Origin of the sequence: Psychrobacter sp. CAM01 (assembly GCF_032842965.1) — a bacterium.
Classification (GTDB): domain Bacteria; phylum Pseudomonadota; class Gammaproteobacteria; order Pseudomonadales; family Moraxellaceae; genus Psychrobacter; species Psychrobacter celer.
Window position 1 is genome coordinate 60,567 of sequence record NZ_JAWJBL010000006.1, and the last position, 23,749, is coordinate 84,315.

At 47.5% G+C, this 23,749-nt stretch carries 23 protein-coding genes; 13 read left to right on the forward strand and 10 right to left on the reverse strand.

All coding sequences use genetic code 11. The features are described 5' to 3' along the window. Positions 1-232: 232 nt before the first annotated feature. The 4 genes from mpl to R0I52_RS03230 all read left to right on the forward strand — a co-directional run bounded on the left by mpl (position 233) and on the right by R0I52_RS03230 (position 4,395). Positions 233-1,717, forward strand: coding sequence for a UDP-N-acetylmuramate:L-alanyl-gamma-D-glutamyl-meso-diaminopimelate ligase (gene mpl / locus R0I52_RS03215; protein WP_317053130.1), 1,485 nt, complete (start codon positions 233-235; stop codon positions 1,715-1,717). A gap of 373 nt (positions 1,718-2,090) precedes the next feature. Next, positions 2,091-2,345, forward strand: coding sequence for a GlsB/YeaQ/YmgE family stress response membrane protein (locus R0I52_RS03220; protein WP_317053131.1), 255 nt, complete (start codon positions 2,091-2,093; stop codon positions 2,343-2,345). A gap of 271 nt (positions 2,346-2,616) precedes the next feature. Beyond that, positions 2,617-3,171 (forward strand): peptide deformylase, encoded by a 555-nt coding sequence (gene def, locus R0I52_RS03225; protein ID WP_317053132.1) that lies wholly within the window; start codon positions 2,617-2,619, stop codon positions 3,169-3,171. 48 nt (positions 3,172-3,219) lie between these two features. Then, positions 3,220-4,395, forward strand: coding sequence for a type III PLP-dependent enzyme (locus tag R0I52_RS03230; protein WP_317053176.1), 1,176 nt, complete (start codon positions 3,220-3,222; stop codon positions 4,393-4,395). Positions 4,396-4,532: 137 nt separating this feature from the next. On the opposite strand, the gene R0I52_RS03235 is transcribed toward R0I52_RS03230, so the two are convergent. From R0I52_RS03235 to dnaJ, 3 genes are all read right to left on the reverse strand, one after another. Beyond that, the gene (locus R0I52_RS03235; protein WP_317053133.1) at positions 4,533-5,471 is read right to left on the reverse strand and encodes a hypothetical protein; all 939 of its coding nucleotides are present in this window, start codon (positions 5,469-5,471) and stop codon (positions 4,533-4,535) included. Then, positions 5,464-6,306, reverse strand: coding sequence for a 4-hydroxy-tetrahydrodipicolinate reductase (gene dapB / locus R0I52_RS03240; protein WP_317053134.1), 843 nt, complete (start codon positions 6,304-6,306; stop codon positions 5,464-5,466). Before dapB ends, R0I52_RS03235 begins: the two co-directional genes overlap by 8 nt. 194 nt (positions 6,307-6,500) lie before the next feature. Next, the gene (gene dnaJ, locus R0I52_RS03245; RefSeq protein ID WP_317053135.1) at positions 6,501-7,631 is read right to left on the reverse strand and encodes a molecular chaperone DnaJ; all 1,131 of its coding nucleotides are present in this window, start codon (positions 7,629-7,631) and stop codon (positions 6,501-6,503) included. 410 nt (positions 7,632-8,041) lie between these two features. On the opposite strand from dnaJ, the gene R0I52_RS03250 reads away from it, so the two are divergent. After that, entirely contained in the window at positions 8,042-8,692 is a 651-nt protein-coding gene (locus R0I52_RS03250; protein ID WP_317053136.1) for a DUF2939 domain-containing protein, read from the forward strand. Positions 8,693-8,895: 203 nt separating this feature from the next. Here the strand turns inward: R0I52_RS03250 and R0I52_RS03255 are convergent, their stop codons facing one another. Together R0I52_RS03255 and R0I52_RS03260 are read right to left on the reverse strand one after the other, a co-directional pair. Next, positions 8,896-9,948, reverse strand: a complete 1,053-nt coding sequence (locus R0I52_RS03255) for a disulfide isomerase DsbC N-terminal domain-containing protein (protein WP_317053137.1) — start codon at positions 9,946-9,948, stop codon at positions 8,896-8,898. Between the two features lie 404 nt (positions 9,949-10,352). After that, complete coding sequence (locus R0I52_RS03260; RefSeq protein WP_317053138.1) at positions 10,353-11,057, reverse strand: pseudouridine synthase; 705 nt, start codon at positions 11,055-11,057, stop codon at positions 10,353-10,355. A 91-nt stretch (positions 11,058-11,148) separates the two neighbouring features. On the opposite strand from R0I52_RS03260, the gene R0I52_RS03265 reads away from it, so the two are divergent. From R0I52_RS03265 to R0I52_RS03285, 5 genes are all read left to right on the forward strand, one after another. After that, positions 11,149-11,745, forward strand: a complete 597-nt coding sequence (locus R0I52_RS03265) for a YigZ family protein (RefSeq protein ID WP_317053139.1) — start codon at positions 11,149-11,151, stop codon at positions 11,743-11,745. Between the two features lie 136 nt (positions 11,746-11,881). Further along, positions 11,882-12,931: a YheT family hydrolase gene (locus tag R0I52_RS03270; protein WP_317053140.1), complete on the forward strand. Its 1,050-nt coding sequence runs from the start codon at positions 11,882-11,884 to the stop codon at positions 12,929-12,931. Between the two features lie 111 nt (positions 12,932-13,042). Next, a complete protein-coding gene (locus tag R0I52_RS03275; RefSeq protein WP_317053141.1) occupies positions 13,043-13,585 on the forward strand; it encodes an acyl-CoA thioesterase in 543 nt (180 codons plus the stop codon). 327 nt (positions 13,586-13,912) lie between these two features. Then, positions 13,913-14,302 (forward strand): DsrE family protein, encoded by a 390-nt coding sequence (locus R0I52_RS03280; RefSeq protein WP_207969013.1) that lies wholly within the window; start codon positions 13,913-13,915, stop codon positions 14,300-14,302. 329 nt (positions 14,303-14,631) lie between these two features. Next, complete coding sequence (locus tag R0I52_RS03285; RefSeq protein WP_317053142.1) at positions 14,632-15,675, forward strand: nitronate monooxygenase; 1,044 nt, start codon at positions 14,632-14,634, stop codon at positions 15,673-15,675. 70 nt (positions 15,676-15,745) lie between these two features. Here R0I52_RS03285 and R0I52_RS03290 read toward each other — a convergent pair whose 3' ends face one another. After that, positions 15,746-16,693, reverse strand: a complete 948-nt coding sequence (locus tag R0I52_RS03290; protein ID WP_317053143.1) for an alpha/beta hydrolase — start codon at positions 16,691-16,693, stop codon at positions 15,746-15,748. 306 nt (positions 16,694-16,999) lie between these two features. Between R0I52_RS03290 and R0I52_RS03295 the strand changes: the two genes are divergently transcribed. Then, positions 17,000-18,532, forward strand: a complete 1,533-nt coding sequence (locus tag R0I52_RS03295; protein WP_317053144.1) for an MATE family efflux transporter — start codon at positions 17,000-17,002, stop codon at positions 18,530-18,532. A gap of 57 nt (positions 18,533-18,589) precedes the next feature. Here the strand turns inward: R0I52_RS03295 and R0I52_RS03300 are convergent, their stop codons facing one another. Beyond that, the gene (locus tag R0I52_RS03300; protein ID WP_317053145.1) at positions 18,590-19,318 is read right to left on the reverse strand and encodes an aspartate/glutamate racemase family protein; all 729 of its coding nucleotides are present in this window, start codon (positions 19,316-19,318) and stop codon (positions 18,590-18,592) included. Between the two features lie 175 nt (positions 19,319-19,493). On the opposite strand from R0I52_RS03300, the gene R0I52_RS03305 reads away from it, so the two are divergent. Then, positions 19,494-19,718: a DUF2798 domain-containing protein gene (locus R0I52_RS03305; RefSeq protein WP_317053146.1), complete on the forward strand. Its 225-nt coding sequence runs from the start codon at positions 19,494-19,496 to the stop codon at positions 19,716-19,718. 209 nt (positions 19,719-19,927) lie between these two features. Next, positions 19,928-20,905 carry a zinc-binding dehydrogenase gene (locus R0I52_RS03310; RefSeq protein WP_317053147.1) on the forward strand — a complete coding sequence of 326 codons (978 nt, stop codon included), beginning with the start codon at positions 19,928-19,930 and terminating at the stop codon, positions 20,903-20,905. A 551-nt stretch (positions 20,906-21,456) separates the two neighbouring features. Here R0I52_RS03310 and R0I52_RS03315 read toward each other — a convergent pair. The 3 genes from R0I52_RS03315 to R0I52_RS03325 all read right to left on the reverse strand — a co-directional run bounded on the left by R0I52_RS03315 (position 21,457) and on the right by R0I52_RS03325 (position 23,536). Beyond that, complete coding sequence (locus R0I52_RS03315) at positions 21,457-21,873, reverse strand: hypothetical protein (protein ID WP_317053148.1); 417 nt, start codon at positions 21,871-21,873, stop codon at positions 21,457-21,459. A 118-nt stretch (positions 21,874-21,991) separates the two neighbouring features. Further along, complete coding sequence (locus R0I52_RS03320) at positions 21,992-22,804, reverse strand: hypothetical protein (protein ID WP_317053149.1); 813 nt, start codon at positions 22,802-22,804, stop codon at positions 21,992-21,994. Positions 22,805-22,849: 45 nt separating this feature from the next. Next, complete coding sequence (locus tag R0I52_RS03325) at positions 22,850-23,536, reverse strand: DUF2628 domain-containing protein (protein WP_100748609.1); 687 nt, start codon at positions 23,534-23,536, stop codon at positions 22,850-22,852. Positions 23,537-23,749 lie beyond the last annotated feature (213 nt).

The following is a 23,749-nucleotide window of genomic DNA, read 5'->3' on the forward strand; positions in this document are numbered from 1 at the left end:
ACTGCGCCTACCCACCATTAGGTGTTTTTTATTGGTCATCGAACGACGTTTACTTTACAATGAATCCCACTCTTGGGCGCCAAACGTTTGCACATCCAACTTTGCAGACGAACTCTAATCAGCAAGTCTAGCCAGCAAGGTTCAGCCAGTCAGTTTGCCCCGATAGACCTTATGTCTTTGGGTCTACCAGCTTGAGAGTCCACCTTTTTACTTCAGCACGTACGGAACGTCTATGCATATTCATATCCTTGGCATTTGTGGTACTTTTATGGGGTCGCTGGCATTGCTGGCGCGGGCGCTTGGGCACAAGGTTACCGGCTCCGACGCCAATGTCTATCCGCCGATGTCGACCCAGCTGCAAAATGCCGGCGTCGTCATCGAAGAAGGATACCTGATCGAGCATTTACAGCCGGCGCCAGACTTAGTGGTGGTAGGCAATGCCATGAAACGCGGTATGGATGTCATCGAGTACCTGCTAAACGAAGGACTGCGCTACACCTCAGGTCCGCAGTTTTTGTCTGAGCAAGTATTGCAGTCGCGTCACGTCATCGCGGTAGCCGGTACGCACGGCAAGACCACGACCACGACGATGCTCGCTTGGATACTGCACTATGCTGGTATCGATGCAGGGTTTTTGATCGGCGGCGTGCCACTGGTCGATACGCCTGATACGCACTTGCAGCAAGTGTTTGCCCACAGCAGTTATCTTGGCGCAGACAAACTTGCAGCGAATAAAGACAGTAAGAATAAAAACGGCGGCTATTTTGTCATCGAAGCCGATGAGTATGACTCTGCATTCTTTGATAAGCGCTCTAAGTTCGTCCATTATCGTCCGCGTACGGCTATCTTAAACAACCTTGAGTTTGATCATGCCGATATCTTTGCCGATCTCAATGCAATTCAAACGCAGTTCCATCATATGGTGCGCATGATCCCTAGTACGGGTAAAATCATCATGCCTGCCGCCACAGCCAGCCTAGAGGACACCTTGGCAAAAGGCGTCTGGACGCCCGTCTGGCGCACCGCGATTGATGATACAAATATCACTGCCTCAGACAGCGCCACGGCTCGTAGCGACTGGCATGCTAAGCTATTAACCGCTGACGGTAGTCGTTTTCAGCTCAGCTATCCTGCCGATGACGCAGCAGCGGTTGTAGAGTGGTCGATGAGCGGTATGCATAATGTCAACAATGCCCTCGTCGCAGTCGCCGCCGCCTACGATGTGGGCGTGAGTGTAGAGACCGCGTGTGCTGCTCTATCAGACTTTGCGGGTATCAAGCGCCGTATGGAGCTGATTGGTAATGTCGATGATATCTTGGTTTTTGATGACTTTGCCCATCATCCAACTGCGATCACCACCACCTTAGACGGTGCCAAAAAGAAGCTGGCAGACCGACGCATTTGGGCTATCATCGAACCGCGTAGCAACACCATGAAGATGGGCATTCATCAAGACAGCCTTGCACAGTCAGCGGCGCTAGCCGACGATACGCTTTGGTATGAGCCATCTGGTCTGGAGTGGGGACTTAAAGAAGTTATTGATACCGCGATGGCCGAAGATAGTACCATCGGTCATCAGCAAGTACTTTGTAGTATTGAGGGTATTATTGAGCATATCTGTGCGCATGCGCAGGCAGGTGATGCGGTCGTCATTATGTCTAATGGCGGCTTTGAAGGGATTCATCAGCGACTACTCACCGCCCTACGCGAGCGATAGGCGCAGCACGCGAGAAAAACAATCTTTCATTGAGCGACTTGATAGCCATATATCTGATTTTTAGATGCGACGCTATTATAAGTTGCCTATCACATACCCAAAGCGCTGTTTATTGATGATAAACGGCGCTTTTTTGTCTGATGTTTATCATTTTTTACTTAAGTCCATATCTTTGCCACCCGTTAGCGACTTTACTACCTTTGTAACCTTTCGTTTACCTATTTCCTCTGCTTGATAGCAAATAGCGGTTTTTCCTCACAGAGCCCATACACAGATAACATTTTGTGCTTACTCTTCAATCCTTAGAATGACTACAATAAATTCATCAAAGCACATCACGCAATTATAAATGATAAAAAATTAGGAGAATAATATGAGCTTTATTTGGATGATTATTGTCGGTTTGGTCGCAGGGTTGTTGGCACGTGCTATTAAGCCAGGTAGCGATCCCATGGGCTGGATTATGACGATTGTATTAGGTATCGTCGGGGCGATGCTCGGCGGCTTTATTGCAGGGCTGATCGGTATCGATGCCGACGGCGGCTTTATGGGTCTTATCTTCTCTGTCATCGGTGCTATCATCTTACTGTTCTTGTATGAGATGATCGTCAATAAGCGCCGCGTATAAGAGATGCGTCTCAATGAATTTGATGCAGAGAATTTGATAAAATTGCATTGATAGAAAAGATACTTTTAAGCACAATCTATCAATCAAAACCTATCAAGCAAAAGCATGATCTCTTACCCAAAAGCCTTGCGATCAGCAGGGCTTTTTTTATGCGCAGGCCTTGACTCTTACGCCCCCGAACATACGGGGAAAGTATTGATAAGCATTACTTTTGTCCCCATTTACCTTATAATATATACCCTATTTTATCCTTAGCATTGAGGTAAGCATTATGGCATTACTCCCTATTTTAAACTATCCAGATCCGCGCTTGCGTACGATCGCTGAGCCTGTCAAGGAAGTCACTGCTGAAATCAAAACCTTGATCGCCGATATGATTGAGACCATGTATGATGCCCAAGGTATCGGTTTGGCAGCCAGTCAAGTGGATCGCCATATTCAGCTAATCGTCATGGATTTATCTGAAGATAAAAGCCAGCCGCGCGTGTTTATCAACCCAAAAGTGACGCCACTGGTCGAAGAAAAACAACCGTACGAAGAAGGCTGTCTGTCAGTGCCAGATGTCTACGACAAAGTCGAACGCCCGACCAAGGTTCGCATCGAGGCTCTAGACGAAAATGGCGACAAGATAGACGAAGAGGTCGAAGGCCTGCTCGCAGTATGTATTCAGCACGAAATGGACCACCTAAATGGGGTCATCTTTGTCGATTACTTGTCTCGTCTCAAGCAAACGCGAGCCCGCGATAAAGTACGTAAAGTACTCAAAATCCGCGAAAAACAAGGCGCGCATGCTGCTGAAAAACAGCCGCAAACCACTAATGCATAAACCAAGCGTGTTTGCTAATCGCTTTTATCAAAGGTTTTTTATATGACGATGATCAAAATTGACCAATATTTTGACCCTGCCGCTTGGCAGAAATTTACCAAAGCTGCTGAAGGTCGCGAAACCCCATTTTTGGTGGTGGATCTTAGTCGTATCAAAGCCAAGTATCTTGAAATGGTCCGTCTGTTTCCAAAAGCAAAAATTCACTATGCCATGAAGGCCAGCCCAGCGGTTGAAGTCATCGAGCTATTGGCAGAGCTGGGTTCAAACTTTGACTGCGCCTCCATCTATGAGCTGGACCGCGTGCTTGATTGCGGCGTTGAGCCATCACGCATCTCGTATGGCAACACCATCAAAAAAGCCGAGCACGTCAAATACGCCTTTGATAAAGGTATCGAGCTATATGCAACTGACTCAGAAGCGGATCTAAAAAACATCGCCAAGCATGCGCCCGGTGCTAAAGTGTTTGTACGCATCTTAGTACAAGGGTCGGAAACCGCTGAATGGCCGCTGTCACGCAAGTTTGGTTGCCATCCGAATATGGCGATTGATCTACTCATTCAGGCACGTGAGCTGGGTTTGGTGCCTTATGGTATCTCGTTCCATGTCGGCAGCCAGCAAAAAGACGTGGCCGCTTGGGATGACGCGCTGGCTAAGGTCAAATATATGTTTGACTGGATGAAAAACGAAGAAGATATCAAACTGCAAATGATCAACCTAGGCGGCGGGTTTCCGACCAATTATATCAGCGAGGTCAACCCGATTCGGGTATATGCCGAAGAGATCACGCGTTATCTCACCGATGACTATAACGAAGACGAGATGCCCGAGATTATCCTTGAGCCAGGCCGCTCATTGGTCGGCGGCTCAGGCGTGTTGGTCAGTGATGTGGTACTGATCTCGCGTAAGTCGCATACGGATCTCACTCGCTGGGTATATACCGATGTGGGCTTATTCCAAGGTCTGATTGAGACGTTGGGCGAGGCCATTAAGTATCCTGTGTATACGCCAAAAATGGAAACGTCAACAAGCGAAGGCACCGTGGTACTGGCAGGCCCGACGTGCGACTCAACCGACATCATGTACGAAGAAGCGGGTTATCAGCTACCAGAAGAGCTGGAGATTGGCGATAAAATCTATTGGCTGACCACAGGCGCTTATACCAACTCGTATTCTTCGGTCGAGTTTAATGGCTTTCCGCCGTTAGACGTGGTCTATATTGATTAGCTTTTAGAGTGTTGGTATCCATCATAAAGCGCGGCACTGTGATAAGCAGTGCCGCGTTTTTTTGTGCAGATTTGCTCATGGTTAAAATATCAAAGACACGACCGAGCGTGAGCACTACCGGATATTTTGACGACCACTCATTGTACCAATAATGAAATCGGTATGTTGTTGCTGCTATCTCGCGTACTATGACTACCATAACCTGAGCTTTGGGTTTGATTGCTTTGTGAGATTTCCCCGATAGTGACCCACTGCCCACGCGGGACGATCATCGTGCTAGCAAGCCTTTGGCCGTGCATGCGATGATTGTAATCGTTGTATCGGTTATCAGCAGAATGGTCGCGCTCGAGCTGCTCTGCAACTTGGACTAATCTTACTTCGATTTGCCCACTTGGTAATAGCCTTGGCGTCACTTCAATGCCTTGTGTCGTTGGTAGTAATACCTGCTGCTGAATCACAATCTGCCCTATAGGATGATGATGATTCGGATAGCCATTGGCAATATAGGTTTGGTTTAATGAATACAGGGTAGCTGTGCTGATGCTGGCCGCACTGCCCGACAGCGTTTGGACTTGATATAAGTTACTACCTTGCTGTTGACTGCTCTGCTGGTAAATAACACCTGCCCCTTGAATACCGCGATGATTAATAATAACCTGACCTTGCTGGATACTACCTTGTGACTGGCGGTCATTACCAACGCGTACCGTCACCGTGAGCGCTTGCGGCTGACGATCAATCTGAAGCAGTAGCTGCTGCAGCTGTTGGTAATTGGCAGGCGTGGTACGGATGACCAGCTTGTCTTGATAACTGGTCACCGTACCACCGTCGCGGCTACTCTCTAGCTGTTGGCGTACCGCTGGTATGAGTGCCTGACCACCATAGGTATCAATGACATAAGTCTCATAAGTCGCCGCTTGGACAGCCACCAGCGGCACCGTCATACCAACAGCCGTGGCTAGTAGGCTTTTATAAATAGCACGGCTATCAATGACACGGCGACTGTGTCTGACCACCATCACAGTCGCTACCACCCAACTAAGCGCTTTAAGATAAGCACGGTCAGAGTTACTCATTTAAACCCAGTACATCTTGCATATTATATTGCCCAGCGCCCTGCTCAATTACCCAAGTTGCAGCGCGTACTGCACCAGCGGCAAAGGTCATACGTGCACGGGCGCGATGGGTAATCTCGACCACTTCACCATCAGCGATAAACATCACCGTATGATCACCGATAATCTCACCGCCGCGTATCGCATGAATGCCAATGCTACCCGCTTCGCGCTCGCCGGTCTGCCCTTCACGGCCATAGACAGCAACGTCTTTTAATCTCTGTCCGCGCGCGTCGGCCACTGCTTCTGCCATCATGTAGGCGGTGCCCGATGGTGCATCGATTTTGTGCTTATGATGGGCTTCGATGACCTCCACATCGGCGTCATCACCAAAGGCTTTGGCTGCCATACCAAGCAGCTTTAGCGATAAATTCACACCAGTCGAATAGTTGCCTGCGTAGACGATAGCGATTTGCTCGCTGGCAGTTTTTAGCACTTGCTCTTGCTGCTCATTAAAACCTGTGGTGCCAATCACCATCGCAACATTATTTGCCGCACAGACTTGCATGTTTTGCTCAGTGGCATCGGGCAAGCTAAAATCAATCAGCACATCGATGTCATGAATCACTGCCTTTAAATCATCAACGATTTGCACCTCTAAACGACCAATCGCCGCGACCTCACCCGCATCTGCACCGACAAGGCTTGAGCCTTGACGTTCAATCGCGGCGCTCAGGATCGTTTGTGAGTTTTCTTGTACCGCTTCGATGAGCATGCGTCCCATACGGCCACCAGCACCGATGACACCGACCTTGATGGTTTGTTCTTGTGTTTGTTTTTTGGTTTGTTGAGTCATGTTTTATCCTAGATACTTATGTTTTTAGCACGGTGATATTTATAGGCCATTTATCCTAAGTTTAGCAAATATCCCTACGTGGGTGGCTTTTTATACACCCATTAAAAAACCCCTAGCGTTTCACGTGAAACACTAGGGGTCTGATATCGAATCGTTAAGCCACATGCGTGATTAACGCGATGAAAACCCTTTAATCAATCAAATAGATCGCCGATCTTTTTAAAGAAAGACTTTTTGTGCGGCGACTGCTGATGCTTGCTATCACCATCTAGGGTGTCTTGGAATTGACGCAATAGGTCTTTTTGCTCACGCGTTAGGTTCACAGGCGTCTCGATGACCACACGGCAGATCAGATCACCTTTCATGGTGGTGCGTACTGGCGTCACGCCCTTGCCACGCACGCGTAACAGCTTGCCACTTTGCGTACCTTCAGCGACCTTGATTTTGACTTTACCATCCAAAGTTGGGATTTCCACTTCTTTACCCAAAGCGGCATCAGTGATGCTGACGGGCACATCCATATATAGATCCGCGCCTTGGCGAGTAAAGACGTCATGAGGTTTGACGCGCACCTCAACATACAGGTCGCCATTTTGTACGCCAGAGCCGCCCGCTTCGCCTTCGCCTGCGAGACGAACTCGGTCGCCATCATCGACGCCGGCTGGGATAGAGACTTCCAGCGTGCGTGACTTGTCTTTGACGCCGTTACCATGACAGTCAGGACATGGGTTTTTGATTTGCTTACCTGAGCCGCCACACTGCGGGCAGGACTGCTGTACGGCAAAAAATCCTTGCTGCATACGCACTTGGCCTTGACCATGACACATCTGGCACGTCACCACGTCAGAGGCGTCTTTTGCGCCTTTACCGTCACAAGTGTCACAAGGCGCAGGCGCGGTAAAGCTGATTTCTTTTTTAGTACCACGTACCGCTTCTTCGAGGGTGAGCTCGATCACATAACGCAAGTCCGAGCCGCGACGCGAGCGACCACCACCGCCGCCGCGCGACTGACCAAAGATATCGCCAAAGTTGCCAAAGATATCACCGAAGATGTCTTGGAAGTTGCCGCCGCCACCAAAACCGCCGCCGCCCATGCCGTTTTCAAACGCCGAATGACCCATACGATCATAGGCTGAGCGCTTTTCTTCATCGCTCAACACCTCATACGCCATCGATGCTTCTTTGAACTTTTCTTCGGCATCAGGGTCATCAGAGTTGCGATCTGGATGGTATTTCATGGCCAGCTTGCGGTAGGCTCGCTTAATTTCTTTGCTGTCAGCGGTCTTACTGACACCTAATACTTCATAAAAATCGCGCTTACTCATGGGCTCTCCTATCGTCTTCGCAGGGCCACCGATCGATCGATTCATCAACCCATAGCAATTATCGTCTGTTGCTATTCAGACTCGCAGTAATGTTTCACATGAAACATGGCGAGACAATAAAAAGCAAAGAAGAGAATCGTCTGAATCGTACAAGCGAATGCGGCGGGGTGCTGCTTAGCCAAATCAATTATTAAAAGTTTGCGCTATTTATGGAGATGGCAAGGTGATTTATCAAGCGCATTGGGGGTGAAATTGTCGGACAGAGGATAATGAGCGCCCAAAACAGAGTTCGTTAAGAATAGCACAAAGGTTTTTATACCTTTTTGGCAGACCATCATGCTAGTATTTATCGCCATATTCGTACGCATTTAAATTTAGGCTTTTAGATTGGCGATAAGGTAGTATTTTTTATGAAAAAGCTGTTGGTTTTATTGATCGTCATCGCGGTGACAGTTTATGCAGGCTCGCCTTATTACAGTGCCTATCAGCTCAAAAACGCTTATGATGCCAAAGACGGTGCGACGATTGCGGCCGCCATCGACTACGAGCAAGTCAAGCCAAGCGTACAAACCCAGCTCACCAGTCAATTTGCGACCACCATACGCAGCTATCCGTTGGTGGCCGAGCTCGGCGGCGAGCCATTAATACAAGCGGCCAACACCTTTATCATAAAGGCCGTCAATGGTGCCATCACCCCACAAAATATCGAAACCGTCATCAACACCCAAGGTCAAGCCAATACCGCGACCAAAGAGCTGGCGGCGGCGTGGGCCATCGCCAGCAATCAGGTCAATCTAAAAAACTTGATTCAAAACCTCATCATTCATCGCGGTGATATCGATGCGGTGGTCAAAGATCAAATGCAACAGGTCATGCAAAAACAAGCGGCTGAGCTAGAAAAGCAAGCCGTGCAAGGCAATGATAGTGACAAACCAGCGCTGAGCTATTGTGGCATCAACTGCTTTACCATCAGCGGACAGATCAAAGGCTATCCGCTGACCATTGAGATGCAGCGGCAAGGTCTGATTGAATGGAAAATCGTCGATATCGTGTTGCCATAGGCGTCTTTTTATCAATATGGGATAAGCGCCGTGTCATTATTGGTTGAGAGCACTAGCGCTACGACACGTTTAAACTGAATCTAGCAGATAAAACAAACACCAAAAAACCGCCTTATGAGCCATATCATAGGGCGGTTTTTATGATTATTGTCGATTATAAGTCAAAAGCGCACAGCGTTTATGGCGTGCGACCGCTCATCTATTTACTCCACACCCAAAAACTCTAAAAACTCCGGACTCTCAAAACTTGCTTGATACAGCACGCCGTCTTCACGGTAGATTGCTGGCGTCGCCATCACGGCCAGCCCTGCCGCTTTTTCGCGATTGGGGGTCAGATGGTTGGCTTGGCAGCTTGCTGGGGCAGGCGTCATCTCTCCTTGGAGCATGGCTTTGTCAAACGCTTGGCGGCGGCTATCCTCACTGCCTTGACACCAGATAGCACGCATTTGCTCAGGCGATGCTTCATATATCGGGTAACCAATAATATGCACCGTGACGCCTTTGTCATTGAGCATCGGTAGCTGCTGATGGAAGCGGCGGCAATAAGGACAGTTGACATCGTCCGCCACATAAACCACCGCTTTTTCGGTGGTGGTGGCAGGATAGGTGATCAGCTGCTGACGGTCTAACCCCCGAAAGACTGACTGGTTTTTGCGCTGCTCAAAGGTTTCATCTAATCCCATAAATCGACCGTTTTCGATGACAGATATCTCGCCGTCGGTGATGTACTGCGCATCATCGGACAATAAAAACGGCACGCCCTCTAGCGTCGCGCCCCAAATCACCCCTGGCACCGCGGTATAAAAAAACGGCGTCTTGGCACTCATGTTTTTGAGCGCGCTCATATTGGCAAGGATAGCCGACTTGGTCTCGGCGCTCACCGGCTGCCCTGCTTGCTCACTACGGCTGCGGGCAGGGGTTTTGGTCATCACCTGCTTACTGGGGTTTTTTTGTAGCTCGCCTTGGATGACATACTTGCCATCTTCGGTGATATGTAGTGGCGGCTGGCCGGCGAGACTGACCTGATACATATTGGGCAGCTGCGATGGCACAATCGCCGTAATCTGGGCTTTGATACCCGCTTGGGTCAAGCGCTCACGCAGCTGATTATCGAGCGTTTGGCTCACACTGCCTGCTGATTGCATTTGATTGGGCTTTTTATTGCTGACGTCGGTGGCGCTCGGCTGCGCACAGGCGGTGGCAGCAAGTAGCATGGCCGCCATCAAGCTGGTAAATTTTAATACAGGGAGTTTCACAAAGACCATCCTATTTGGTAGATTGATAGCAAACGTTCATCAAACAAACAGCGATATACATCACTATCGAATCGCTGCTAATAAGGCGTCGGCACGTATTACTTACGTGTGCTGCCACAGGCGCTATCAAAACAGTTTTGTCAAAAACGGCTATCAATAAAGATAACCATATTATGTAAAAAAACAAAGTAAAAAGAATAAAAAGACTTTAGCACAAGAAGGGTATTTGCAAAGCGCTCAGGGCACAAGTTTGCAAAATTGCTACCCAGCTTTAAGAGATAGGCAACACACAAGCGGCCGTAGATGATTTTTTCATAAGAAAAGCAGCACACATAACGTGGCTGCTGATGAAGTGTCTTTAGTGACGTGTTATCGCTTTGGCCAGTCGGCACTCAAACTCAATGTTAGAATTTGGCCACTTCTTCTGCGCTCAAAAAGCGACTGTCGCCTTTTTCTAACCCATCAAGCGTGATATGACCGATACTGGCGCGGTGCAGCTCAACGACTTTATTGCCAAAATATCCCATCATGCGTTTGACCTGATGATACTTACCCTGCTCAAGCGTCAGACGCGCGTGAGTTTCATCGATGAACGCTAGCGTAGCGGGTTTGGTCGGCTCGTAGTCGCCGTCGAGCAAGATGCCCTCTGCTACTTTTTTGACAGCGGTTGCTTGCGCGTCGCTGTCCATAGGATCGGCTAGTGTCAGCTCGTAGACTTTGGCATGTTCATGCTTGGGACTGGTCACGCGGTGTAGCCAGCTGCCATCATCACTCAGTAGGAGTGCGCCTGTGGTATCGACATCGAGGCGGCCTGCGATACGCAAGCTGGCAAGCTCAGGCACAGCAATCAGCTCAGTGACAATCGGATGCTCTTTGGCTTTTAGCGTACACTCAAAGCCTTCAGGCTTGTACAATAAAATATAACGGTTACCTGTCGCCACAGATAGCGACTCACCGACCCACATTACCTCATCATTGAGCACATCAACGTGCAGGCCTGGGTCTTTGACCACTTCATCATTTACCGTCACCTCGCCGGCGTGCAAGATCTTTTTGGATTCTTTGCGCGACAGCTCAGTGGCTTTACTGATAAATTTATCGAGACGCATACTTTTTACTACCTTTAGTCATATAGGGTTTTGTTATAGTGGTGTCAGTTTAACATATCCCATCTAACCCTAAGTGTACCATCGATGCAATATGAGCTATCAAACGCTAAAACACGCCGTCACTGCGCGTTTAGAAATCAAAAAATCTGAGTTTATCGCTCATGCCTATCCTGTCAACTCGCGTGAGCAAGCGATGTTTCACGTGGAACAACTGCGCGAGCAATATCCTGATGCGCGCCATTGGTGTTGGGCCTATATCATCGGCGACCCTGACAACACCACCAGCGCAGGCTTTGATGATGATGGCGAGCCAAATGGCACGGCGGGCCGTCCGATACTAGGCGTACTACAGCATAAGTCTATCGGCAACGTCATCATCGTGGTGGTGCGTTACTTTGGGGGTATCAAGCTCGGGGCCGGCGGCCTGACTCGCGCCTATGCTGGCTCAGCACAAGCGGCCGTCGACCAAATGACACTAAGCCCTTATATACCGATGGCGAAGGTGCAGATAGTCGCAACGTTTGCCACCGAAGCTCAGTGCCGCTATGTGATTGAGGATTTGGGCGGGCAGGTTGAGGATGTCGCTTATAGCCAGCAAGTCATGCTGACCGCGACGCTCGCCCAAGCGGATATTGCCGACTTAAAAGAACGGCTAGCGATGGATGGGCGCGTCTTAGAGTCATCATAAATTTTGAGTAATCATACGTTCACTGAGCGTTCACTGAAAAGCATTGGTTTTGGCCACAGCCGTCGGTATGATAAGGCATTGATTGTTAAAGATGATTTTAACGATAATTTTAATAACTGTTAAATAAGAAGCCTTTATGCCCACATCTAGTAGCCCTGATACCGCGTTTTCTCCTACCCCATTTAAGCCGCCATTTTGGCTAAGCAATCCACATTTACAAAGCATCTTGCCGAAGTTTTTTGCGCCCAAGTCCCCTACTTATCGCCGCGTCATCAAACCAGACTCTCTAGGCGAGACAGACATCGCTTATGACTTTTATGATGCGCATCCGCTCACAGAGTCAGCGGATCAGACGCCTCATCAGACCCCATTGATTGTCCTGTTTCATGGCATGGAGGGCAGTAGTGACAGTCACTATGCGCGCGCGCTGGCGTATCAGATACACGCGCAGGGCTGGCATTTCGTCGTCGCCCACTTTCGTAGCTGCGGCGGCATTCCAGCAAAAGGCCGGGTGTTTTATAACGCTGGCGACACAGATGAGGTGCATCATATGCTACAAACGCTGCGCGAGCAGTATGCCAATATCTATGCCGTTGGCGTCTCACTTGGTGGTAATGCCTTGGCAAAATACCTAGGCGAATATGGCGACCAAGCGCTATGTAAAGGCGCTGCAGTGATCTCAGCACCAGTCGATATGTCGTCAGCAGCGCTTAGTATGCACAGTTTTTTGAGCCATCGTATTTATACGCCATATCTACTCAACCCCATTATCAAAAAAGCTCTCGCCAACGACATCAGCCCAGAGGAGATGGCATCGATCAAAGCGGTCAATCGTATCAGCGATTTTGATGATATCTTCACCGCACCGCGCCACGGCTACCGCTCAAACAATCACTATTACTATAGTGCCTCTGCTCTGCCTCACCTTATCAATGTCACCCGCCCACTATTGCTCATCAGCGCCAAAGACGATCCTTTCTTGGGCTTTACCGCCACAGAAAATGACGTATCGGACACTGTCACTATCTTGGACACTGAGCACGGCGGGCACGTGGGTTTTATTCGTTATCGCACGAGCAAAGACAAATCGACGCCTCTGTACACACAGTCCCGATTTGATATCAATTGGTTACCCGAAACCGTCTGCGCGTACTTTAAACACATTGGTGTGCCTTCTGCAGCGTGATAATCGAGCGGGCGGCGTTTTATCACATCCCGCCAGCGTTACCTTTTACCTGACTCCCTGTCTTTTGAGACTACTGGCTTTTTAAGACTATTGACCCTTTGAGACTGCCCTATGTATCCATTTATTCGTTATGCCAGTACTATCGCGCATGCCGCGCTACAAGTAAAAAGAGGCCATACCTTAACGTTTAAAGATACCAGCGAAATCCATTTTCGCTGTCGTCTGTCAGATATCGACAACTTCCTTGAGATGAATAATGGCCGCGTCCTCACTCTGTATGATTTGGGTCGTACGGACTTTGCGGTACGGAGCGGACTGGGTCGTCAACTGCTCAAACAGCGTTGGGGCTTGGTGGTCGCTGGCAGTACCATCCAATACCGCAAGCGTATTCGCGCCTTTGATAAAGTCACGCTCAAGACCAGAGTAGTGGGCTTTGATGAGCGCTGGATTTATATCGAGCAGTCAATGTGGGTCAAGGGCAAACCCTGCTCCTCCGCCCTACTGCGTACTGGCGTCACCGAAGGCGGCAAGGTAATAAAAACCGCGCGCATCCTAGAGGTGATGGGGCAATCAGACTGGCAGCTACCGCCGACAGGCTACGTGGCAGAGTGGATCATCAGTGATGCCGACCGTCCATGGCCGCCGCAAGCGTAGCGCCCAGATAGTCAACCCTCAATAAAAGAGCATGCAAGATACTCTGTATGACATGGTGTTACGTGGTGCCACCTGCTACTGGTGCTTATATTTCGTAGCATCTGTCGGCGTCAGCACAGCACGCAAGACAAATGAATACCAATCGCGCGGTACCTGCTTGTGAATATTCAATGCCCCTTAACTGTATCTAAGCGGTAGCGTAAGTCACCAGAGAGTAACCTTATGACTACTATTTGCCAACACGACATTATATAAATAAGTATAGTAATTGCTATAGTAATACTTAGGCATACGTTACTACTCAACATCGTCCATAAGGAGAATAACATGGCAAATAATACGGACTATCGCACGGACTACGTGGGCACGTTATTTGATAACGCAGAGTCCAATCCCAGCAAAATCACCCTCGCCTTTACCATGGCGGGCAAAGCGCTTGAACAAGGTCATTCCGCCTCGGTCATCCTAATGGTCGATGCGGTGCACTTGGCACTGCCCAATGCGCTAGATAACGTCGATATCGGCGCGCCATTTAAACCTGCTAAAGAATTGCTAGAAGCTTTTATCGACAAAGGCGGTAATGTACTCGTGTGCGGCGCGTGTATGGAGCACAACCGCATTGAAGACACTGCTATCGATACCCGCTTTACTAAGATTAGCGGCGATGATGTGGTGGCGCTGCTGATGCATGCCAAAGGCTCGCTGCAGTTGAACTAAGCGATTTTTATCCCTACAGGTCAGACTTTAGAGGTTTAAAATCTGACCTTTTTTTTGCGGTAGGCCTTATGTTTTATATCGTTTTTCCTTGAGCTTGTTTGACGATTTACGGTGCTTCTGCTGTCCTTATTTAGCAACTAAATAAACACTATCTCACCCACCGAGCGCCCAGCTTTGCTACAGTAAGTCATGCTACTCTCATAACCATACCTTTTCAAAAGCCGAAGTGGCCGAACAAATGAGCGCAGCTGCCTTATTTTGCGACTGAGCGATTTAACGCCACTTATCGTGCTTTTTTGGTTTGGTATAAAATCAACAGGAGACCCGTCATGTCCTTACTAGATAATCTGCAGTTAACCCATCCTATCGTTCAAGCACCAATGGCAGGAGCGACCACCCCTGAGCTGGCGCTGACAGTGAGCGATTTTGGTGGGCTTGGCTCATTGGGCGCTGGCACCACATCGCCTGAGGTGTTAAACGAGCAAATCAATACCATCAAATCGCGCACCGACCGTCCTTTTATGATTAATTTAATGGTGTTGTCTGAGCATGAGTCTAATACCTTTACTAGCGACATCCCTGCTTGGTTAGACGAATATTATCAAAAAAACCAGATAGACATCTCATTGCCTGAGCGACCAGCGCTTAGGTTTGCAGACCAGCTACAAGTGCTCTATGACAACCCCGTGCCTGTCGCCAGCTTTACCTTTGGTATTATTAGTGCCGAGCAAGTGCAGCACTTACAGAGTCTAGGCACACGTGTCGTCGGTACGGCCAATCATCCTCACGAGGCAAAAGCATGGGCGGATATTGGCGCGGACGCCGTCTGCGTACAAGGCGTTGAAGCGGGCGGCCATCGCGGTGGCTGGCTACCACAAAGCGCAAATGACCCCATGGGGCTGCTGACATTGATTGATCAAACGCGCGCTTGTACCGATGTTCCCTTGATTGCAGCAGGCGGTATTATGACTGGGCAAGCTATCAAAGCCATTCAAACAGCTGGCGCTGAGCTGGCGCAAATTGGCACGGCATTTTTGACGACAGATAAATGCGCTATCAATGATATTTATAAGCAAGCCTTACTAGATGCCAGCACGGGCAAGCGCAGTAGCGAAACCCGCTTAACCCGTCTGTTTTCAGGCAAGCAGGCACGCGGTTTGTTAAATGACTATCTGCGCGACTTTGCGCAATTTGAAAATGCTCATGAGCTACCGCCCTACCCGCAATTAAACGCCATGACCAAAGCGCTGCGCGCGCATGCAAAGAAAAACGACGATGCCGAGCATCAGTCTTTATGGGCAGGTCAAGGAGTGGCGCAGGTCAGACAAGAAAGTACGATTGCGTTATTAGATCGCTTGGTGACAGAGCTGTAGTTCGATTAATGTAGGCTGGGTTTTTAACCCAGCTTTGAGACTTTGTAGAAGAAATACCCAATCTAATTGACTACTGACTAACCCCCTCCCGAAACCCTTTATAATCCTCAGCCGTTTGCTTTACTGCCTCAATCATCGGCACATGACCGATATCTTCCATCATAATGACTTGCGCTTGCGGGATGATGTCTTTGATCACATTGACCGTTTCAGGTTTGATGACTTTATCCTTATCGCCCCAAACCACAAGCGTTGGAATCTTATATTGCGCGATGATTTGAGCGCGCTCCTCGACACTATCAGTGACGATTTGCTCAAGGATTTTGGCGTCCAATGCCTTATTATTGATACGCTCTTGAGCGAAGACCGCTTTGACTGACTTTGGCAAATAAGGAGGCTTATACATGACAAAATCGTACATCTTATAGAAGTCCTCTTTGCTATTGATCAGCAATGGGTTGTTCTCAAGGGTTGCGCCCTCAAGCGATTTTGGCACGCCTGCTGACCAAAACCCTGCGCTATCGACGAGCCATAGACTCTTGACGTCTTTTGGGTACTTTGCGGCATAAGCGACACTGATCGCGCCGCCCATCGAATTGCCACCGACATGAATATTGTTTGCTAATCCCTTAGCTTGCAACAGCTCATGCAAGCGCGTGGCCTGTGCCTGTGAGCGATAGTCTGCGCTCATAGGTTTGCTCGACTCACCAAAACCCAGCAGATCAGGAATGATCAAATGATAGTCCTCTAACTCGTCAGCGATACGGGTGAAGTTGTCCTTATTACCACCAAAACCGTGAATTAGAAGTAGTGGCTCGCCTGTTAGGTTGGCGTTTTCGGCATAAACTAACTTGTCGCCAGAAGTTAGCGTGAATGTTTTGACGTCTAGATCAGACTTATTGCGCTCATATTGGATAATTTTTTGAGTGGTGTTAACGGCAAGCGTATTGGGCGCTGTGGTACAGCCTACGATAGAGAGACTAAATAGTGCGGCAAGGCCTAAGCGTTTGAATAGCATAAAGACATCCTTGTTTAGAATTAAGGTGAAAATAAAATCTGACTTTGATTTTAGCGCTAAACTTGTGCCTAGATTTTTTAATTTATAACTTTCTAGTCAAAACCTTATCTTCTATATTCATATACAAGATTATCGTTAGCTTTTGTTTACCTTTCTAGCCCAGATAGCTTAAGCATTGTCATCTATAATAGGAGCGTTTTATAGCAGTAGTGGTTATAACTACAACCCTAAGCTGAATATTTATTATCAATAAAAACCAACTGACCCTCATCAAAGCCCAATCAAAGTGGCATAAAAGGATGCACCTTGAGCGACGTAAGTAAGCCCTCCAGTAAATCGCGTGACCTTACCAAAGGGTCTATCGCCAAAACCATGCTGCTATTTGCCTTGCCAACGCTTGGCTCCTCAGCACTACAGTCGCTCAATGGCTCGATCAATGCCGTTTGGGTCGGCAGGTTTTTGGGCGAAGAGGCGCTTGCGGCGACGGCGAATGGTAATATCTTGATGTTTATTATGATCTCCTTTGTCTTTGGGTTTGGGATGGCAGCGACTATTTTTATCGGTCAGGCAATGGGCGAGCGCGATAATGTCAAGGTCAAGCGCACGATGGGAACGGCGCTTGGTAGTATTGTACCGATCAGTATCTTGCTGTCAGCGATAGGCTGGATATTTGCACCGACTTTGCTTGATCTACTCGGCACGCCAGCGAGCGCGCTTGAGCTTGCTTTGACTTATCTGCGCATGATCTTTATTGCGATGCCGGTCACCCTCACCTTTACGCTGATGATGATGGCGCTGCGCGGAACCGGTGATTCCACCACGCCGCTTTGGTTTATCGCCATGTCGGTGGTAATAGATCTTATTTTGACGCCGACGCTGATTTTGGGCTTAGGGCCGTTTCCCGAGTGGGGTATTTTTGGCTCAGCCTTTGCTACTGCTATTGCCAATACTTTGGCACTCATCGGCATGGTGATGATGATGTACTGGCGCGGCTCAGTGCTGACTTTGAGTATGCCAGAGCTGAGATTTCTGAAGGCCGAGCTTAGTATTTTGAAGTCGATATTCTCGAAAGGCTTGCCGATGGGACTACAGATGATCGTTATCTCCACCGCCGCACTGACGATGCTATCCTTGATTAACCGTGAGGGCGTACAGACCACCGCTGCTTATAGCGCCACCCAGCAGCTGTGGACTTATGTACAGATGCCAGCGATGGCACTCAGCGCTGCCGCAAGTGCGATGGTCGCGCAGAATATCGGCGCTAATCAATGGGAGCGCGTGGCAGGGATTACTCGTTGGGGGCTTATCTTTAACGTGGTATTGACGGGGACGATGATCGGCATATTGACTATCTTTGATAAGACGATTTTGGGCTTCTTTTTGGGCAGTGATAGTCCAGCCGTACCGATCGGGCAACATATCCAAATTATGGCGACGTGGGGCTTTATGTTCTTTGGGATAGCGCAAGTGTTCTTTGGGACAATGCGTGCTAATGGTTATGTCATCTGGCCGCTGGTTGTCATGGCGATTTCGATGTATCCAGTACGCTTAGGCTTTGCTTTTGGGATGTATCCGATTCTTGGGTCTGATGCTCTGTGGCTCTCATTCCCTGCAGGTATGGTCGCCACTGCGGTAATGGGCGGCGGCTTATATCTATATGGCGGCTGGCGTAAAGGCAAGCATTTATCTGGAGAGGAAGCCGCACAAAGAACCGAAGGTTACCGCGCCCATGTCGGTACTTGTTCGGCATGCCGCGACGCCCTACCAACGACACCATGGAGACGGTTACCGCTGCGCCGTATCATCAAAGTGCATGAAAAGGTTCATGGTAGCCATTAACCAACTTACGATAAAGGCTAAACGCTCGCAGCAGGCTTTATGCTATCTTTGCAGTATTTAGCCGACTGTCTTGTCCAATAAAAACCTTACCGCCGCTAGCGCATGGATAGCAGTGGTATCAAACACAGGGATGGGGCTGTCAGCTTGCTTAATCAGCATGCCAATCTCAGTACAGCCCAAAATCACCCCCTCGCAGCCTGCATCAGCTAACTGCTCAATGACCCTTTGATAATATTCTCTTGAGCTATCCAATAACTGCCCTTGGCACAGCTCCTCATAGATAATTCGGTGCACCTCTACCCTTGCGCTTTCTTCAGGTATCACCACTTGCAAGCCGCTATCTGTCAGGCGCTGCTTATAAAAAGCCTGCGTCATGGTAAACTGCGTACCGAGCAAACCTATCTTAGTCAAGCCCTGTGCTTGAATCGCCCTAGCGGTGGCATCGGCGATATGAATAATCGGTAAGCCTGTGGCCTCCTGTACCTCATCAGATACCTTGTGCATGGTATTAGTCGCAATAAGCAAGCCTTGCGCGCCAGCCGCTTGCAGACGTTTGCCGCTACTCGCTAATATCTCGCCCATCTGTGCCCACTCGCCTTTTGCTTGCCGCTCACCAATCGGCGCAAAGTCTAAACTATGGATGAGTAAATCCGCCGAGTGTAGTCCGCCTAGCTCAGCCTTGATACCTTCATTAATCAGCCGATAGTAGCTCTCGGTACTCTCCCAACTCATCCCGCCGATGATGCCTAATGTACGTTGTGGTCTAGCCTTATCGTTACTTTTCATAGTCTATTCTTATTGATTGGTCTGGTTTATTTATGCCATCGATATCGTTAACATTTAAAGAACTTAGTGTTTGATAATAACCAATTTACCTAGTTACATATAGGTTATATGATAGCTCCCTATAAAACCTTTAGGACAAAAATGCGTTATGGCACTACCGAAACTAAGAATACGTATGAGCCGCAAACTATATCGCCTAGTATTTACTGGACTGATGGCCATGATGATGTCGCTTATTATTTCAGCGGCGCTGATACTGGTCAAAGCAGGCTATAATGATCATTTCTTCTCTGACCTACTTAGTTCATGGGGACTAGGCTTTGTATTTGCTTGGCCAAGCGCCTATGTCTGCGCATATTTTATCCAAGAGCATGTACTGAGCCGTATTGAGTTTTATTGAACAATAAATGAGGATACTTGTGCGCTTATATGACGACATCAAAGAACTAAAATTGTATTTTTTATACCATAGAACTTGACGCCTAAAATACCATAAGTGACTAAATTAATATTGCGTCAAACAGGTGGCGCTTGTTACTGTGGCTCACAACTTACACGATGAATAGTACTTTTATAAATAATACCTCCATAAATAAAGGAATGCTTCTTATGCGTAGCGCAACTTATAACGAATTTGGCAAACCCACCGAAGTATTGAGCCTAGGCGATAGCCCTATCCCAGAACCTAAGCCCACCGAGGTGCGCGTAAAAACCGTGCTCGCCTCTATCCACAACCATGACCTGTTAACCATTCGCGGTAAATACGGTTTTAAGCCCGAGATGCCCGCTATTGCAGGTTCCGAGGCGGTCGGCGTGGTCGATGCCGTGGGTAGTAAGGTCAAAAATCTCAAAGTCGGTCAACGAGTCGCCGCCGCTAGCGTACAAGCGACTTGGGCCGAGTACTTCGTCGCCTCGGAAGACATGGTGTTTGCCATCCCTGAGAGCTTGGACGATGAAATGGCGGCGCAATTGATCGCTATGCCGCTTAGCGCGCTTATGCTGCTTGAGTTCTTAGAAGCCAAGAGCGGACAATGGATTATCCATAACGCGGCGAACGGCGCAGTCGGTAAATCGCTCGCTATGCTAGCAGCGGCGCGCGGCGTCAACACTATTAATGTGGTCCGTAGCAGCGATGCCATAAAAGAGCTAGAAGCAATCGGCGCAGAAAATAACGTCAGCACTGACAATGAGGACTGGAAAGAGCAAGTCCGACAAATTATCGGCGATGACAGCATCAGCGCAGCAGTCGACTCTGTCGGCGGCGATGCCAGTGGCGACTTATTATCCCTACTCGGTCATGGTGGCACCTTGGCGTCCTTTGGCATCATGTCAGGCCAGCCCATGACGCTCAATCCGACGCATCTTATCTTTAAACAAGCCATCGTAAAAGGATTTTGGGGCAGTAAAATCAGCCAAGAGATGAGCGTGGATAATAAACAGCGCTTAATCGATGAGCTAATCGAACGCGCTACCAGTGGCAAGCTCCATCTGCCTGTGGAGGCTGTGTTTGATTTGGCTGATATCAAAAAAGCGGTCGATGGCAAATTGCAGTCTGGCAAAAACGGTAAGGTGCTAGTAAAGCCATAAGATGTTTTTTACAAATACCTGCCTACCTATATTAAACCGCTTAACCTAGAGAGTTATGCTAAAGAGATTACCTTTGAGCAGACACCTGAGTACTTAGATCGCTTTATGGTGAGTCAGACGGTTGGGCGTTATGTGGTGAATGTGCGGGGTTAAGGTTTTGGTTTAGAAGCTCAAGCTTAATAGAGAATGGCAGTGCTCTTTTGGGGTGCTGTCATTTTTTTAAAGTATTTACGAGATCTTAAGCGCTTGAGCAGCATCTGAAAACATACTCACGTCGTATAATAGAAATACCAACCATCATATAACTCTGTGAGAGATATGACGGTAAGTCCATAAGGCGGTATCATATAACCAACTTCAATATTATTATTCGGCGCTTTTAGGTAACCAAATTCATTATCCAAAAAGCCACCCATCGTTAGCACGATATAACCGTCCTCTCGGGCCATACTTACGATATCTGAGCGATCTAGCTTCTTACGCAGTAAAGCGACTTTTTCTACCTCTAAGTTATCTGCTCTAATTTTTCCAGCATAAGCTGCCGCTATCTCTCACTCAGTTGTATAGCTATCATCATTGGAGATAAGCTGATCATTTAGTATCTTATGGTGACGCCGCATATTACTTATTTGATAGACGTTGGCCTCTTGGCTGAGGGTATCTATAGCTTGTAAATTACTTTTATTCAGCAAAAAATGTACTTGATTACCCATACCGATTGCTGAAAGATAAAATGCAATCACAGTAACTATGGGAAATATCGCTAAAGGCATATAAGAAGATGGCTTTTTATATCCTTTGATAAATATATTTAACACCGAAAATAATAACCCAGCAATGAGAAAAAATAGCAGAGTCAGCAAACTCAAAATCGGTCCAAAACTGCCAAAATAGGGAGAGTTAAGTAAGCTTACTGAGAGAATAAATAGGACAAGATATGTGACGTATTTTTTATTTTTTGCGGTCATAACAGTCTCACACTGGGTTTGATTATTGCTATATCTTAACGTGAGTCTGTTATGAGTAAGATGAAATAAAGATGGAGCGAATGACTTTCAAATGCAGCCATTTTTACATTATCAACAACTAGCCACACGCCCAATCAAACTCATCATTCAGCAAATCGATTTGACCATTACCACCACCCATATTGGCATCACCAAACTCTTCTTCAAACTCAATATAAAAAGGACTAAATTCTGGCATCGCTTGAATGGGGTTGGTCGTACCACCAAAATGGTTTTTTGCATGAAACCTATCAAGCTTTAACGCCTCCCCTTTTTCAGAAAACATAGGAATATAAGCATCCTCATCGTCTTCATCAGGCCATTCGTTTAGCGATTTGCCAATATTTGGATCATTAATACGGACTGTCTGTTGCACAAACTTGGCAGGCTGATCTTTGACAAAGCAAGTGCTACTCCACGCTTCCATCTCATAGTCTGGATATATACAATCTTCTTTATTAGGCAGTGCTGTCGTTTCACCTTCAAACTCTTCTTTAGTTAGCCAAAGTAATACCCATCCGCTGCCAATAATGTCTTCAAGATAGATTTCTTGAGGGTGACGATTATTAGCGTAACGATTTAGTGACGACCAAAATGCTGTAGCGCCTGAAGCATTTGCCTCAGCTGATTTATTAATAACACCCTCAACACCATCTACCCTATCTTCAAAGGCATCATCCGCTTGAAAAAGCGATATTGCCACGAGATCTTTCCCTTTTACGCGATACGCTTCAGGCACTAATATCGTCCATAAGTGCGCCATTGGTAGCCCGTTAATCCTGCTTCGCGGCCATTGTTCTGTGCTAATACCGACAGGGCGACCAAATGCCCAACCACACCCATGATCATTATCCGTGAGTTCCAAATCATATGCTTGCTTTAATGGTTTCACCGCTCTTGTCTCACCTCATTAGCTTAATTTTATTTATTAGACCTACTACACCAACCAAAACCAATCAGGGGCAAACAAGTAGCTCAGACCCATTGATAATAATACCACCAAGATACTACCCACAATTGCGCCAACCCATGTCGTACCGCCTTTTTTTGCTAACTCCTGCTCACGCATAGCTGGGTCTATATTATCGCCCATGACTTCTTTTATATTTTTGATGCTGTGATTAAAGTAAAAATAATTACCTAACATACCTGTTAATACTGCCCACGCGATAAAAAAACTGGTTTGACCTATAGCGCTATACATTTCCATACCGAGCAGATGCATCAAAACCAAATCAACCGCGTTAATACCAATGACAATACATAGAGCTACTAAGTACATTTTGCGATAACACAACCAAGACGTTCCCAAAAGCAGCCCAGCAAAATTAAAACTATGAATGCTCGAACCATTATTGTTAACTTCTAAACGTGGCTCACTGTCCTTAAACCATTTATTACGGTAAAAATCATCATATTTTTTGCCAACGAAGGCCGCGAGCAACGTGTCAGCTGCCTCAGGGTCAGAAGCCGACTGGCTTTTTGAGATTTGTGCATCTTTTGCGATATTGATAGTCGTGAGCGGCGGCGGTGTTTGTGCTTGAGCCTCAGAGAGCTGGTGGCCACATTTTGAGCAAGACCCTGCGTCATTTGAGTTTTCTTGATTACAGTAATTACAAAACATCTTATCCCTTATTTTTACTGAATGGTTGTTGACCTTATTTCAACTCACATCTTAAAAAACCAATTAAAGTTGATTACATTATAGTTAATAAAAACAAATGTTCAATAAAAACTAAGGGCTTTACCACTATTTGCTGATTTCAAATAAAAAAACACCCAACCAAGTTGAGTGTTTTTTATACCTATAGCAAGACCATTTGATTATTGATAAGTT

Excerpts from the sequence above, each read along its gene's own strand:
- mpl (WP_317053130.1), top strand. The coding sequence starts at position 233 with ATGCATATTCATATCCTTGGCATTTGTGGTACTTTTATGGGGTCGCTG.
- R0I52_RS03220 (WP_317053131.1), top strand. The coding sequence starts at position 2,091 with ATGAGCTTTATTTGGATGATTATTGTCGGTTTGGTCGCAGGGTTGTTG.
- def (WP_317053132.1), top strand. The coding sequence starts at position 2,617 with ATGGCATTACTCCCTATTTTAAACTATCCAGATCCGCGCTTGCGTACG.
- R0I52_RS03230 (WP_317053176.1), top strand. The coding sequence starts at position 3,220 with ATGATCAAAATTGACCAATATTTTGACCCTGCCGCTTGGCAGAAATTT.
- R0I52_RS03235 (WP_317053133.1), bottom strand. The coding sequence starts at position 5,471 with ATGAGTAACTCTGACCGTGCTTATCTTAAAGCGCTTAGTTGGGTGGTA.
- dapB (WP_317053134.1), bottom strand. The coding sequence starts at position 6,306 with ATGACTCAACAAACCAAAAAACAAACACAAGAACAAACCATCAAGGTC.
- dnaJ (WP_317053135.1), bottom strand. The coding sequence starts at position 7,631 with ATGAGTAAGCGCGATTTTTATGAAGTATTAGGTGTCAGTAAGACCGCT.
- R0I52_RS03250 (WP_317053136.1), top strand. The coding sequence starts at position 8,042 with ATGAAAAAGCTGTTGGTTTTATTGATCGTCATCGCGGTGACAGTTTAT.
- R0I52_RS03260 (WP_317053138.1), bottom strand. The coding sequence starts at position 11,057 with ATGCGTCTCGATAAATTTATCAGTAAAGCCACTGAGCTGTCGCGCAAA.
- R0I52_RS03265 (WP_317053139.1), top strand. The coding sequence starts at position 11,149 with ATGAGCTATCAAACGCTAAAACACGCCGTCACTGCGCGTTTAGAAATC.
- R0I52_RS03270 (WP_317053140.1), top strand. The coding sequence starts at position 11,882 with ATGCCCACATCTAGTAGCCCTGATACCGCGTTTTCTCCTACCCCATTT.
- R0I52_RS03275 (WP_317053141.1), top strand. The coding sequence starts at position 13,043 with ATGTATCCATTTATTCGTTATGCCAGTACTATCGCGCATGCCGCGCTA.
- R0I52_RS03280 (WP_207969013.1), top strand. The coding sequence starts at position 13,913 with ATGGCAAATAATACGGACTATCGCACGGACTACGTGGGCACGTTATTT.
- R0I52_RS03285 (WP_317053142.1), top strand. The coding sequence starts at position 14,632 with ATGTCCTTACTAGATAATCTGCAGTTAACCCATCCTATCGTTCAAGCA.
- R0I52_RS03290 (WP_317053143.1), bottom strand. The coding sequence starts at position 16,693 with ATGCTATTCAAACGCTTAGGCCTTGCCGCACTATTTAGTCTCTCTATC.
- R0I52_RS03300 (WP_317053145.1), bottom strand. The coding sequence starts at position 19,318 with ATGAAAAGTAACGATAAGGCTAGACCACAACGTACATTAGGCATCATC.
- R0I52_RS03305 (WP_317053146.1), top strand. The coding sequence starts at position 19,494 with ATGAGCCGCAAACTATATCGCCTAGTATTTACTGGACTGATGGCCATG.
- R0I52_RS03310 (WP_317053147.1), top strand. The coding sequence starts at position 19,928 with ATGCGTAGCGCAACTTATAACGAATTTGGCAAACCCACCGAAGTATTG.
- R0I52_RS03315 (WP_317053148.1), bottom strand. The coding sequence starts at position 21,873 with ATGACCGCAAAAAATAAAAAATACGTCACATATCTTGTCCTATTTATT.
- R0I52_RS03325 (WP_100748609.1), bottom strand. The coding sequence starts at position 23,536 with ATGTTTTGTAATTACTGTAATCAAGAAAACTCAAATGACGCAGGGTCT.